This window comes from Lactobacillus sp. X-49 (assembly GCF_057063645.1).
Map to the genome: position 1 here is coordinate 235,633 of NZ_JBXSQM010000001.1, position 14,717 is coordinate 250,349.

A 14,717-nucleotide genomic window follows, 5' to 3' on the forward strand; every position below is an offset into this window, starting at 1 on the left:
CGGCTATTCTGCGCAATTTCTTTTTACTATAACCAATGTTAACGAGAAACTTAAATTCCTTAATTACCTCAATGTTCTCCATGAGTGTCGTAAACAACCAATGAAAATAAAGAACAAAACTGAAATCAGGGCTTGTATTAAAAATCTAGAACTATTATATTTAGCAACATCTCTATTTTTTTGAGATGAACTTATGAAGTTGATATTTATGTGCTTAAGCTCTTGGTAAAGTTGCTTACTATTGCATAAGTTAGTCTCATTAATCGTATGAATCATTTGACTAGAATGGAACACTAGGATTTTTTAATAACTTTTTCGTTGTTTCACAACTATGTAAAATTAGCACTTTAAAGAAAAAAAAGCCCGTAAAACCATTTAAATCAATGATTGTATGAGCAATTTTTGTTTTCTATAGTAGATGTGTATAATTATCTGTGTTTTTCGTAAATCAAGCTTTGCTTGATATAAAAGCATTTTTTAAATTTAATTATTTTGCCAAGTAAACGTATTCTATACAAAATTTGTTTCACTACTTATTATTGATAGCATTTAATGTAGCCATTTTCACCATAACGTCTACTGCCTTATACATTGATTCTAAGACAGTGTATTCATAGCGACCATGCATGTTTTCTTCACCAGCAAATAAATTTGGACATGGCAGACCCATATAAGTTAACTGAGACCCATCAGTTCCACCTCGAACGGGATCTTCATTAATTGGTAATCCCTCACTTTTGTAGGCCTCACGTGCTAAATTGACAATATCCATTCGTTTTGCCAATTCATCAGCCATATTGTAGTATTGATCCCACATTTTTAGTTTTATCCGCTCTGTACCAAATTTTTCATTCATTTTAGTAACAATCTCTTTAATTAGAGCTTTTCGGTTTTCTAAACCATCGCGTTCAAAATCACGAATAATGTAATCTAAGTGAGCATTATCGACCGTTCCCTTAAAATTCATTAAATGAAAGAATCCTTGCCTACCTTCAGTTTTTTCAGGAACTTCCTCATGAGGTAATTGATTATGGAAGTCGATTCCAATTTGAATTGCATTAATCATTTGCCCCTTTGCTACTGCAGGATGAACATTGACGCCTTGAATATCAAGTTCGAATTGTGCTGCTGAAAAAGTTCCCCAATCAAGTTTTCCCGGTGCCTCACCATCTACAGTAAAGGCAAAATCAGCGCCAAATTCATCAACATCGAAATGACTTGCTCCAGTACCGATTTCTTCATCTGGGGTAAAAGCCAATCGAATTTTGCCGTGTTTAATTTCTGGATGATTCAAAAGATATTCTGCAAAGGTTACAAGTTCTGCGACACCACATTTATCATCCCCACCTAGTAAAGTATCACCTGAAGCCGTAATAATTGTTTGACCATGATAATTTTTAAGGTGTGGAAAAACTGCTGGATCAAGATAAAATTCAGAATTACCTAATTGAATTTTAGATTTTCCATCATAGTTTCTATGAATCTGTGGTTTAACATTTTCGGAATTAAAGTCAGCGGTGTCACTATGTGCAAGAAATCCCATTACGGGAACATCATAATCAATGGTTGCGGGTATCTCTGCGATTACGCAACCTGACTTTTGGTTATAATGGACATCATTTAAACCTAAGGTTTTAAGATCTGTCATGATTACTTGTTTTTGAAAATCTTCCTCACGTATAGTAGACGGGAAACGAGAAGAATGTTCATCAGAACGTGAATTAACTTGAACGTACTTTAAAAATCTTGGTAATAAGTTTGGATATTCCATGGTTCTCCTTTATTAAAATAAATCTTGAAATGGATTTGTGGAAACTACAGATTTATCAATTTGAATATTCCAGTTGTTTTCATCATTCCATTGGTTTAGTTTTTCATACATTTTATCTTTAAACAGCTTTTCAGTATAATGCCCCGGATCAACAACTGTTAATCCAGAAGAAATCATATCATGTCCCGTATGATAGTAAACATCTCCAGTAATGAAGGCATCAAGCTTTTCTTTTACAGCTTGATGCCAGTATTTATTGCCATCACCACAGATAAAACCAACAGTTGAAATCATTTTAGTCGGTTCAGCGGTAATTAATCTTACCATGTTGCTTTTCATTTTATACTTAACATAATAAGCAAAATCATGCGCTGAAAAAGAGTGAGCTAACTTTCCTTTGCGTCCAATGGCAATTCCATCATCATCCAAACAAAATGGTTCGATTTCTTTTAATCCCAGTTCTTCTGCTTGCCAATCACTTGAACCATCCTGTGCTTTATCGGAATTAGTATGAATTGAATAAATTGTAATCCCATGTTTAATAATTTTGGCGTACATTTCATTTTGTGGATTGGCAAAATCGAGGTTAACTGCTGGATGAAACATTACTGGATGATGACTAATAATAAAATTAATTCCTTTGTCGATGGCTTCGTCAACTACTTGAGGTCTTACATCAAGAGTAGTCATTAATCCAGTAACTGTCTGATTAAGTGAACCAATCTGAATACCAACTGGATCTCCACTACTTGCAATTTCTTCTGGAAAATATTGTCTTAAAACTGTCACAATATCAATAACTTTAGTCATTTAGTTCGCCTTCAATCATCCTTATTTCATTTTTAATTCGTTGAATGTGCGTTAAATCCTTTTTCTTAGCCCTATTTAAATTGGTCAGCAGTTTTTTTTGATACAGTAACTGTCCTCGCCATTTTTGATAAAAAATGGTATTTTTGTTTTTTAAAATTATTGGTCCAAAATATAATTGCTCTCTTGTTAATAATTCTTTTTTCTTAACTTTTATTGCTTTAATTAATTCGTAAATGTGCCCTGCTTCAGCAATAATTTGTTCATCTTGAATAAGATAATGATGCTCAATTAGCCACTCACGAACACCACATTCACCAATATTTGGCTCTAAAATTAGAGTATCAAAACTTAAATCATTTTCCCAAGAAGTATTTAAAATTTGGGTCATGAGTTTTCCGCCCATGCCAGCAATTACCACAGTATCAATCTGATCTTCTTTAGTAATCGTGTCAAGCCCCGCACCTAAGCGTGGTTCAATCTTTTCTTCAAGTCCTGCCTCTACAATATCTTGTTTTGCATTGGCTAAAGGTCCAGCAGCAATATCACTAGCAATGGCAAAATTAATTTTGCCAGATTTAACTAATTCAATTGGTAAATAGGCATGATCGGTACCAATATCGGCAACCCGACTACCTATATCTACCATGTTAGCTAAAGCATTCAAACGTAAATTCACTTTCCACCCTACTTTCTGTATACTGAAATTTTAGCACATTACTTAAGTTGTTTTAATAATTAAATGTTTTTTAAAATTAATGAATTTAATTAAAAAACAATCTTTACCAAAAAGCTTCATTTTGAGTTTAATTTAAAATGAAGCTAATAAAGAACAATTTAGTATGAATACTTATACGAATTATTTGCTTAACTGCTTTAAACTATACTTTATTAAAAATAAAACTAGTGTTATACCAAGATATACTAACCAAACTGATGAATTTAGCTTATTTATGGGTAATAAGTTAGTAATCCCATTTAAATATATAAAGCAAAAAATAACCATTAAAAAGATAAACATCCGGTTACTCTTGGTAATTAATCCTAAAACTTGCGCTAGTATGCAAATCATAATGCTAAAACATACTAGTAATAAAGCAGTATAACTTGACTTTATCATGAAAGGTAAAAACATGATTAGTGTAAATGTTAAACTAGCTACATATTCAAAAATTTGTTGCTTATTTTGTGCTTTAGGAATCGTTAACAGCCATTGATAGAAACCAGATTGAGTAATTTGTGAACCTAAATTACTCAATAATGGTAATTCTGTTAATAAGATTAAAGGTAAAATTATTAATTGCTTTATGGTTAATGAACTAAACCATGCTGTTAACCACAAAATAATTAATGCAAGTTTATTATAAATAGATAACGGTCTCCATAATAAAGCAAACGAAGTCTTTAATAAACTACTACTAGCCGCTTTTGAATGGATTTTAAAATTAATTGTTTTTAATTTACGATGATCGTGAACTAAGTTAATAGGGATTGAATTTTTAAGAATTTTATTTGAGTATTTATGAGGAGAAAAAATAAAACCTGCTAAAATTAGCATTACAATACAAATTATGAGCTGAATAATAAAAATTAGTAGATCTTGATGAGTAAATTTAATCGGTTGAAAAAATAAAGTCTGCTTTCCTGTTTCTTTAAAATTTCCTGAACTAAATAGCATTGTTTGCTTTAACGGTTGCCCTATCGTCTTAGTACAAGTATCTTGAATCATTTTGAATAAGTAGGAGCTACCAGATGGGTTAATTATCTTTAAAAAAAAGGAATTATAATTTTCGATACTAACTCCATAACAAATTAATGAAAAAAAGCTAACAAGAATTATTCCTAGAATACCTCTTAAAAAAGGAACAATTTCTGTAAATATAGCAAGCGTCGAAATTATAAAAATACAAGGTAATAAAGTTAAAAATGGCGTTAAAAATTGATAAAAGTCAATAAATTTTCCTGGAAATTGTAAAATCACCATTATAATTGTCCCTAATATGATAATAATCCAGAGAATAAATAAAAGTAAACAATTCGCCAAGAATTTTCCACCAATGTACTTAATTTTAGAAAATGAAACTGACGCCAATAAAACATTAGTATGATTTTGATAATCAATTCCAATTGTATTTTTTAAAAACAGGTAACTAATAATTGGTAAAAACAAGCCTAATACTAACACTACACTAACCGGAACCCAACTAGGATTGCTTACTTGAATAAATACATTCGGCTCAAGTACAAATACCTTAATTGGACCTTTAATTCTTGGATATCCAATAACTGCTGCGATTAAGGCCAAAATTATTAGAGCCCAATATGACAAGCGTCGACTTCGTTCTAAAAATGTAGCTTTAACAATTCTAGTCAAACTGATCACCGCTTTCTAAAATAGCCAGACTGGCATCTTCTAAGCGTGGTGTTACATTAACGGCTTCTGCGTTAGGTTTAGATTGAGAGATTACTCTAATATGAACACCATCAATTTCTTGCGTAATAGAACTAACATTTTCTAGTTGATTAAGAACCTGATTAACTGGAGCAGTATATTCCCAAACTGAATTTGCTACCCTTTGTAAAAGTCTCTCTGGTGAACCTGTATATAGAATTTGCCCTTCTTTCAAAACAATAATTTTAGAAGCAACTGCTTCTATATCAGAAATAATGTGGGTTGATAAAATAACAATATGATTAACAGCCATTTCCGCCAAAGCATTCCTAATAGTTACTCTTTCTAATGGATCTAATCCGACTGTAGGTTCATCAACAATAATTACTTTTGGATCACCTAGTAATGTGGCGGCTATACCTACTCTTTGTCTCATACCACCAGAAAAGTCGGCCAATTTTGTATTTCCTGCATTAATCAAATGAAATTTAGTTAGTAAATTTTCAATATTACTTCGTGCTTGCTTTTTAGAAATTCCTTTAAGAGCAGCAATGTATTGCAAATATTCAATTGCTGTTAAATGAGGATAATATGGGACTTGCTGTGGTAAATATCCTAATGAAATTCGCATCTTTTTGGGGTATTTAACAATGTCTGCTCCATCTAGAAATATATTTCCTTTTTCAGGTTTCAAAATAGTTGAAATTATACGCAGTAAGGTTGATTTTCCAGAACCATTTGGACCAATTAGTCCAATGAGTCCACCTGAATGTAAATTCAGGTTAATATTATCAAGTATTAGCTTTTGACCAAATGTTAACGATACGTTTCTGATATTTAATTCCATAGTCAATTCCTCCAGATGTATAAATTCAATACCGGTTTTATATATTGTATTACTATGCTATTATAGTACAAAATAAAACAAAAAAGTCTGAATTTTTAATAAAGTTATTGATTGTAAACAAATTAATATATTGTAAATTTACTTGGTTAATCTTTCAACTTTTTTATATAATAAATTCAATAACAAGATGAAAGAAGTTACATAAAATGGATAGAACTGAAAGAGTAACATTAACAAATATGTGTATGATTAAAAATAATCAAAAAATATTAGTGATTAATCGTAACGATCCAACGTGGCCTGGACTTACCTTTCCAGGCGGACATGTTGAAGCGCATGAATCATTTCACGACTCGGTCATCCGAGAGATTAAAGAAGAAACTAATTTAACAATTAAGAAGCCACATTTAGTGGGAATTAAACAATTTTATGACGATAATAATAATCGCTATATCGTCTTTTTTTATATTGCTACAAAGTTTAGTGGTCAGTTAAAAGCATCAAAAGAAGGAGAGCTTATCTGGATGACAAAAAAAGAGTTGCAACAAGAAAAGCTTGCATATAACTTTGACCGCGATTTAAAAGTTTATTTTAATAATGATATTGATGAACATCTACTTGATGGCAAGCGTGATGAACTGTTTTAAGTCTAGAAAGGTTTTTAATGGTTACAGAGAAAAAAATAAGAAGTTGGCACCTACTGCAGACTGTATTACAATTGCTACTTGTAATATTTAGTTTAATTTATAGTTTATTTATTCATGCTGGTGGGACTACTACTTTTAAAGCATTTGTTTTGATAATTTTGATTAGTTTACAGTTTTCAGTATTAAATAAAAATGTAAATAGTAAGTTAATTCAATGCAATTATTATTTTCAGGCAATTAGTATCACTAGTACCCCAATTTTTTTCTTTACTTTTGTAAATGATCTTTTAATTAAGTATACAAATGCGACTATAACAACATTTGTTTTGTGTCTTATTACAATTTATAAAATTTTTATGTTTATTCCTATGGGCGAATTGGCTATGGGAAATGTTCAGAATAAATGGGGACGTTTTTGTTTACTATGGTTTATATATTTGATTATCGAAATAGAATCTACTTACCCTATTCCCACTAACCCTTTTTTAAAGGCTTGTACCAATAGTGCAATTATTGGTAGTTTAAGTTTTGTTGTTACTACATGGTTTGTGATGAAAAAATGGGGATTTGTTACTCCTAATTTTAAGTTTAGTTCAAGAGTTTCAAAGTTAATTTTGAGTATTCTAATTATTTTTATTATCATAGATTGTCTGTTTAATGGTTTTAATGATGCTGATTCATTGAACGGTATTCTTACTAACTGGAATTTTAGGGTAGCTTCAAATAGTAATCTTTTATATTTAACTTTAAATGCTTTTGCTGCTGGAATTGGTGAAGAATGGATGATGCGCTTTTGCATTTTAAGTTTTTTATTGAAGTTACTCCAAAATTCTAGTAGGCAAATCTTTTGGGCAATATTTCTTGATGGCTTAATTTTTGGTCTAATTCATTTTTTAAATACTCCTGTTCAACCATTATCAGCTACTATTTTGCAAGTGATTAATGCAATGGTAGGAGGTATATTATTTTCAGCACTCTATTTATACACTGGTACAATTATTAGCAATATCGCATACCACTTCTTATATGATTTAGCGGGGATGATTGCGTCTGGGAGTACTTCGATGTTAAGTCCAACAATATTTGACTGGCAATTATTAATTTTCATAGTTTTAATTTATCTCGGACTAGCTTTGTTTCTAGTTACAGGTAAACGTAAAAAAGTTGTCGAATATAATTTGAATCTTCAAGGATTAAATAAAAAAGCATTTTAAATTTATAAGAGAAAAAGTTAAAATTAAGATAAAGCAAAAAAGCTTCACTTCGTTTATTGTGCGAAGTGAAGCTTTTTGTATAGTATAAAGTTAATCCAAAAAATCACGTAACTGATTGGAACGACTAGGATGACGCAATTTCCGTAAAGCCTTGGCTTCAATTTGGCGAATACGTTCACGAGTAACACCAAAGACTTTCCCGACTTCTTCTAAAGTTCTAGTTCGGCCGTCATCAAGACCAAAACGTAACCGTAAAACATTCTCTTCTCGATCAGTAAGTGTATCTAAAACTTCTTCTAACTGCTCTTTCAACATTTCATATGAAGCATGTTGTTCTGGACTAGTTGCATCTTTATCTTTAATAAAGTCACCAAGATGAGAATCGTCTTCTTCACCAATTGGTGTTTCGAGTGAAACTGGTTCTTGAGCAATCTTAAGAATATCACGTACCTTGGAAGTTGGCATATCCATTTCGGCACCAATTTCTTCAGGTGTTGGTTCGCGACCTAAATCTTGCAATAACTGTCTTTGAATTCTGATCAATTTGTTGATTGTTTCTACCATGTGAACCGGAATTCTAATTGTCCGTGCTTGATCTGCGATTGCACGGGTAATGGCTTGCCTTATCCACCAGGTCGCATAAGTTGAAAACTTGAACCCTAGGCTATAATCAAATTTATCTACAGCCTTCATTAATCCCATGTTACCTTCCTGAATTAAATCAAGAAAAGACATTCCACGTCCAACATACCGTTTAGCAATTGAGACAACAAGACGTAAGTTAGCTTCAGCTAATTCCTGCTTGGCTTCTTCATCACCTTTTTCAATTCTTTTAGCTAAAGAAATCTCTTGATCGGCGTTTAAAAGCGGTACACGACCAATTTCTTTTAAATACATCCGCACAGGATCATTCATCCTCACGCTTGATGGAGCCGACATATCTTTTAGCTCGGCTTTTTCAATGTCTTTTTGTTTCTTTAAGGCTAATTTAGAAGGATCACCATTTTCATCAACGATACTTATCCCATTATCTTCAAATTCCTGAACTAATTGATCAACAGCTTTGCCCTGTAAATCATAGGGCTTAACAAGACGGTCAACAAATTCAGTTTCTGTAATTGCTTTATTCTTTTTAACATCTTTAACAACTTCTTTGACTACCTTATCAAGTGGTAATTTTTCAGTATTGTTAGTGTCTTTCTTTTCTACCATTATAAGCCCCCCTCTAACCTTGGATTCGCTTTAACTGTAAGATTTTCTGAGTAATTTTAATAATCTCTTGGTTATCCATTTTTCTTTTGGCTTCCTGAAGATCATTCATAAGATCATGCAATTGAATATTAATTTGTCGCATTTGTAAGGAATGAATTTGCTCATCAATCTCCTTGTTTGAAAAATCCTGAGGCATGTCTGTCATTTCAGTATTAACTATTATACCTTGAAGTTCGCCAGGAATAAAATTTAAGAAACTATTAGCAGACGGATTTTTATGTATTTCACAAAAATTTAACCAAAGCTCCGCTAATTTTTGATAATCCTGATCGGGAAACAAAAACTTGTTTTCCAACAAATAATTACGTGCATGTTCAGAGTGAATGAATAAATATAGCAATCTGGTTTGAACAGGATCGATTTTACTAGTACCATTTCCCTCAATTGGAGAAATAATATTATCATCATTTATTGAATCTGCTATAAAAGAACTAGCTTTATGCTGTCTTGCTGTATTAAATTGTCTGCGATATTTCACTAAATTTATTTTAAGTGAATCTTTTGACACATTTTGCTGCTTAGAAATTTTGTCTAAATATAAATCCTGTTCAACGGGATTAGGTAATTGAACAATTTCTTTGACAGCTTCGTCTAAATAAACAAGTTTTTCTCTATCATTATCTAGGTTGTATTTTTGGGCTAAACGTTTTAAGAAAAAATCAGTTGGTGTAAGTGCTGCTTTAATCTCATCACGGTATTTAGCAGTACCGTATTTTTTTACATACTCGTCTGGATCAAGTTTTTCAGGTAAAACAACAATTCCCAAACTGAAATTACCGGTTTTAGCAAACATTTTTGCCGCTCTTTCCTCTGCATGAATCCCTGGATCGTCACCATCGTAATTAATAATGATAGTATTAGTGATACGTCTAAGCATGTAAACTTGCTGGTCAGTTAGACTTGTGCCCATAGAAGCAATCCCAGACTTAATTCCAGCTTTATAAGCAGCAATCACATCCATATATCCTTCGTATAAAATTAAATGACCTTCTGATTTTGCCGCTTTTTTAGCTTCTGCAAAGTGAAAAAGCAACTTTGATTTACTAAAAATTTTTGTTTCAGGACTGTTAATATACTTGGCCTCAGATTTATCATTTGATATCCGACGCCCAGAAAAGGCAATGACATAATCGCCTTCATTACTTAAGGGAAACATTAACCGATCACGGAAACGATCGAACATTTCCCCCTTATTAGATTGAACAAATAAACCACTTTTTATTAAATCATCATCTTTATATTTACGTTCACGTAAATATGTTAAAAGTAAATTGTTTTGTTTAGGCGCATAACCAATACGAAAATGATCAATAATCGCAGAATCAAGTCCTCGCGAAGTGGCATATTCTAATCCTCTTTTACCCGCATTAGTTGAAATTAATACGCGATGATAGAATTTAGCTGCTTCTTCGGTAATTTCAATTAAAACATTAGAGTACCTAATTGAATGTTGCTTAAATTCAGAAATTTCAATATTGGCTATATCAGCGCCCTTTTGAACACTCTCTGGAAAAGTCAGATTTTCTTTTTCCATTAGAAAAGTAAAAACATTGCCACCTTTACCACAACCAAAACATTTGAAAAACTGTTTTGGTTCATTGACTGTAAATGAGGGTGTCTTTTCTTGATGAAAAGGGCACAAACCAACATAATCTTTGCCTTTTTTCTCAAGCGTTACATATTGACCGATTACATCTACGATATTCAGATTTTTACGAACCTTAGCAATTGTTTCTTCAGAAATTAATCCTGCCATCTTTTGATCGCCCACTACTTCATTTATTATTTAATAACCAGTTTACTTAAGTCTCCTAAATAACCAGCAAGATGTGCAACAGCACTGAGTTGAGCCAATCGATTATTTTTAACATTCACATCTTTGTCCATAATCATGTTAGTTTCAAAATAACGATTAATTAGTGGCTGTAATCTAACAAACCCATCATAAAGGTCTGTTAAATCAGTAACTTGACTTAATGACTGAACACCAGCATTTAACTCATTCTCACTATCATTTTCAAATAATTCTGAATTAACTGAATCCTGACCCTGATATTTTGCCTTCTTTAAAATATTATTAATCCGAATAAGGCTTTCAACAACTGGTTTGAATTTTTCATCGTCATGATGAATTTGTAAAACATTTGCTGCCGCCAAAATTTGAATTGGATCTTGCTGTCTTGAAGCTAATACAGCATCAATGATGTCGTATTTAAAGTTGTTTTTCTGTAAGTATTGATTTATCCGATCTCGAATGAATGAAGCAATTTCTTCATCTTGGGAATCAGTGTTAGGTAATTTAGCACTTGTTTTACCATCGAGTGCAATAACAATCGCTGGTAAAACTTCATTAAACGGTAACGACCAATTTTGTTTAAGTAAAATGCGAACAATTCCGTAAGCATAACGTCTTAGTGCGTATGGATCGTTGGAAGAACTTGGAATCATACCTGCTGCAAAGAAAGTAATAATAGTATCTAGTTTATCAGCAATTGATAAAAGTGCCCCTACCGTTGTTTGAGGTAATTCACCTTCTGAAGTCGTTGGCATATAGTGTTCCTTGATTGCAATAGAAACACTATTTTTTTCTCCTGCCAATTCGGCATAGTGCATGCCCATAACGCCCTGTAATTCGGCAAATTCACCAACCATTTGAGTAACCAAATCAAATTTATATAATTCACTGGCCCGGTCAAAGTCTACTTTTGTTTGTTCATCAAGATGCCATTTTTTGACCAAAAATTCGCCAATTATTTTTACTCGTTTAACTTTCTCAGACATGGATCCGATTTTATCATGGAATGAGACGTTATCTAATTTTTGAACAAAATGGCTTAATGGATATTTCCGATCTTCATCATAGAAAAATTGGGCATCATCTAGTCGAGCAACGAGCACTTTTTCATTTCCTAAAATCACATTTTCTAAGAATTCTTTGTTTCCATTACGGACCGCAATAAAATGGTTAACCAATTTACCATTTTGATCATAAACTTCAAAATAGCGTTGATTATCTTTCATTGAAGTAATCAGTACTTCTTGTGGCATCTGTAGATATTTCTTGTCAAATGAGCCGGCAAACACAGTTGGGTATTCGACCAAATTAGTAACTTCTTCCAACAGGCTTTTATCTAACTTAATTTGCCAGTCATGCTTCTTGACGAGACTATTTATTTGGTCAACAATCATTTCTTTACGTTTATTAGCATCAACGATAACAAACTGATCTTTTAGAGCATCTTCATAATCACTTGTTTTTGCTAAAACGATTGATTCACCGAGAAAACGATGACCATAGGTTTTTCGACCAGCGGTAATATCAAGTAATTTTACGGGAATTACGTCATTACCAAAAAGAGAAACAAGCCAGTGAATTGGACGTATAAATTCAAAATCATTTGTATGCCACCTCATTTTGGTTGGAAATGTCATAGCTTTAATGACGTCACTCATTTGCAAAAGAATTTCGCTGGCAAGCTTACCTTCTTTTTTGATATGAAGATAAGCATATTCAGTGCCTTTTAATTCTTCGAAATAAATATCGTCAGTGGTCATCCCTTGACCACGTGCAAATCCTTGTGCAGCTTTAGTCCAATTTTCATCTTGATCTAAAGCTATTTTTTTCGCTGGTCCTTTCTTAATTTCGTCGATGTCTTCTTGCTTTTCTGCTAAGTTCTCAACTAAAATTGTCAATCGTCGTGGAGTTGAAAAAGTTTTAATATTTTTAAACTTTAAACCATTATCAAGTAAAAATTTTTGGGTTCGATCAGCCAATTGTTTTACACTTCGAGAAACAACATGAGCTGGCATTTCCTCTGTACCAATTTCAAATAAATAATCTTTAGTCATTTTTAAGCCCCGCCTTCTTATCTTCCGCGCTCTTTAATAGCGGGAAGCCTCTCTTTTCACGTTCTTCGACAAAGCAAACTGCTACTTCATGAGCTAAATTTCTAATTCTTGATAGATAGCCAGCCCGCTCCGTTACCGAAACTGCTCCGCGAGCATCAAGCAAGTTAAATGTATGAGAACATTTTAAAATATAATCATAAGCTGGTTGTACTAAGTTTAAACCAATCAATTCTTTAGCAGTTCTCTCATATACATCAAAAAACTTTAATAAATCCTGCTGGTTTGATTCTTCAAATGCATACTTAGAGTTTTCATATTCTGCTTCTTTGAAAATATCACGGTACAAAACTCCATTGCCCCATTCTAAGTCAAAAACAGAATTAACATCTTGAATATATGATGCCAGCCTTTCGACACCATACGTAATTTCACTCATTGTTGGCTTGACGTCAAGTTCCCCCACAACTTGGAAGTAAGTAAACTGACTAACTTCCATACCATCAAGCCAGACTTCCCAACCAACACCGGCACAGCCCATTGATGGATTTTCCCAGTTATCTTCAACAAACCGAATGTCATGTTCTAAAGGATTAATACCAAGAACCTTTAAACTATCTAAATAATACTGTTGAATTTCTTCTGGAGAAGGCTTGATTACGACTTGAAACTGATGGTGTTGGAATAAACGATTAGGATTGTCACCATAGCGACCATCTGCAGGTCGTCTTGAAGGCTCTACATAGCAAGCAGCCCATGGTTCTGGTCCAACGGCGCGTAAAAAAGTATATGGACTCATTGTTCCTGCCCCTTTTTCAACATCGTAAGAAGGCATTACCATGCAGCCTTTAGATGACCAAAATTCTTCCAATTTAAAAATCATATCTTGAATAGTTAATTTTTTCTTTGCCATTTTATATCCTTCCTGCATAAGGCCATAAAAAAAGCCTATGCAAAACTTGCATAGGGACGATTTAATCGCGGTTCCACCCTAATTCAGGGATGTTTTGTTTATTATTCCCTGCTCTTAATTAAATTGACTAGAGGTGCCTTTTCCCAGATGTCCTCACACTATCTGACACTCGCTTAACTGGTACTTTTTTAAATCCTCATCTTCATCAAAGTACAATAATATTTTATCATAATAACTATGTGAGCTAAAGGCTTAGGGCAATAAATTTAACTCATCAAGAAATTTTTTAGTCTTTAAATTTAAATCAATTGTTTCTTGATAAATTTGATCGATTGCCCGACGAGTTGCTTTTTTGGTATCCTTATTAATTGTAATGGTACCTAATCGTTGAAATGGTACTAATCCAATTGTTCTTAAAACGGCGGTTTGCTTAGGTTGAAGATGGAGTCTGTGAGCATCCGTGTAAAAATGTTGCTTACAAAGAATACCACCGTACTTAATTGAGTAGTCAAACTCGCCATTTTTTTCCCCACAAACAACACATTTATGAAGCTCTGGTTCAACTCCATAAGCTGCTAACAATTGCATTTGCACAATTTGTGAAATCATTTCTGGATCGGATTGTTCGACGATTTTTTGTAAAGCAAATTCAGCAAGATCATAGTATTTACCCACATTTTGATATTCGACAAATGCATGGTCAATTAAATCCAAAATAAATGAGGCATAAGCATTCATTGTCAAATTGTTAAATATCCCATCAAATTGTCGTATGTTTTTGTAGGTTCGCAAGTTACTAATTCCCTGCCCAGTGGTCGAGATGACATAAGTACCGTGGGAAAAGTTAAGTAGAGCTGCTCCTAATTTTGACTTAGGTTTAAGTGCCCCATGAGCAATCATTGTTAAGATCCCGTTTTTTTGGGTTATGATCTTAGCCAATAAATCAGCTTCATTGTATTTTTGCCGTTTAAAAATAATTCCCTGAACTTCGATCAGTTCGCGTGACAT

12 protein-coding genes are annotated in these 14,717 nt (G+C 32.8%); 2 read left to right on the forward strand and 10 right to left on the reverse strand.

The genetic code is table 11. The annotated features are described in order from the left end of the window. Window positions 1-529: 529 nt before the first annotated feature. The 5 genes from pepT to ACYIAQ_RS01160 form a co-directional block, all read right to left on the reverse strand. A complete protein-coding gene (gene pepT, locus ACYIAQ_RS01140; protein WP_483562245.1) occupies window positions 530-1,771 on the reverse strand; it encodes a peptidase T in 1,242 nt (413 codons plus the stop codon). Between the two features lie 12 nt (window positions 1,772-1,783). After that, complete coding sequence (locus ACYIAQ_RS01145) at window positions 1,784-2,581, reverse strand: Nif3-like dinuclear metal center hexameric protein (protein ID WP_483562246.1); 798 nt, start codon at window positions 2,579-2,581, stop codon at window positions 1,784-1,786. Continuing rightward, on the reverse strand, window positions 2,574-3,257 hold the full coding sequence (locus tag ACYIAQ_RS01150; RefSeq protein ID WP_483562247.1) for a tRNA (adenine(22)-N(1))-methyltransferase: 684 nt from the start codon (window positions 3,255-3,257) through the stop codon (window positions 2,574-2,576). The genes ACYIAQ_RS01145 and ACYIAQ_RS01150 overlap by 8 nt, the downstream gene beginning before the upstream one ends. 180 nt (window positions 3,258-3,437) lie before the next feature. Next, on the reverse strand, window positions 3,438-4,952 hold the full coding sequence (locus ACYIAQ_RS01155) for a hypothetical protein (protein WP_483562248.1): 1,515 nt from the start codon (window positions 4,950-4,952) through the stop codon (window positions 3,438-3,440). Continuing rightward, window positions 4,945-5,817, reverse strand: coding sequence for an ABC transporter ATP-binding protein (locus tag ACYIAQ_RS01160; RefSeq protein WP_483562249.1), 873 nt, complete (start codon window positions 5,815-5,817; stop codon window positions 4,945-4,947). Before ACYIAQ_RS01160 ends, ACYIAQ_RS01155 begins: the two co-directional genes overlap by 8 nt. A 206-nt stretch (window positions 5,818-6,023) precedes the next feature. On the opposite strand from ACYIAQ_RS01160, the gene ACYIAQ_RS01165 reads away from it, so the two are divergent. After that, window positions 6,024-6,464 carry an NUDIX domain-containing protein gene (locus ACYIAQ_RS01165; protein WP_483562251.1) on the forward strand — a complete coding sequence of 147 codons (441 nt, stop codon included), beginning with the start codon at window positions 6,024-6,026 and terminating at the stop codon, window positions 6,462-6,464. 17 nt (window positions 6,465-6,481) lie between these two features. Further along, entirely contained in the window at window positions 6,482-7,678 is a 1,197-nt protein-coding gene (locus ACYIAQ_RS01170; RefSeq protein WP_483562252.1) for a CPBP family intramembrane glutamic endopeptidase, read from the forward strand. A 90-nt stretch (window positions 7,679-7,768) separates the two neighbouring features. Here the strand turns inward: ACYIAQ_RS01170 and rpoD are convergent, their stop codons facing one another. From rpoD to recO, 5 genes are all read right to left on the reverse strand, one after another. Further along, a complete protein-coding gene (gene rpoD, locus ACYIAQ_RS01175; protein ID WP_122022966.1) occupies window positions 7,769-8,890 on the reverse strand; it encodes an RNA polymerase sigma factor RpoD in 1,122 nt (373 codons plus the stop codon). Window positions 8,891-8,903: 13 nt separating this feature from the next. Continuing rightward, window positions 8,904-10,706 (reverse strand): DNA primase, encoded by a 1,803-nt coding sequence (dnaG, locus tag ACYIAQ_RS01180; protein WP_483562253.1) that lies wholly within the window; start codon window positions 10,704-10,706, stop codon window positions 8,904-8,906. 26 nt (window positions 10,707-10,732) lie between these two features. Further along, a complete protein-coding gene (glyS, locus tag ACYIAQ_RS01185; protein WP_483562254.1) occupies window positions 10,733-12,799 on the reverse strand; it encodes a glycine--tRNA ligase subunit beta in 2,067 nt (688 codons plus the stop codon). After that, window positions 12,792-13,709, reverse strand: coding sequence for a glycine--tRNA ligase subunit alpha (gene glyQ / locus ACYIAQ_RS01190; protein WP_483562255.1), 918 nt, complete (start codon window positions 13,707-13,709; stop codon window positions 12,792-12,794). Before glyQ ends, glyS begins: the two co-directional genes overlap by 8 nt. A gap of 252 nt (window positions 13,710-13,961) precedes the next feature. Continuing rightward, window positions 13,962-14,717, reverse strand: coding sequence for a DNA repair protein RecO (gene recO / locus ACYIAQ_RS01195; protein ID WP_122022970.1), 756 nt, complete (start codon window positions 14,715-14,717; stop codon window positions 13,962-13,964).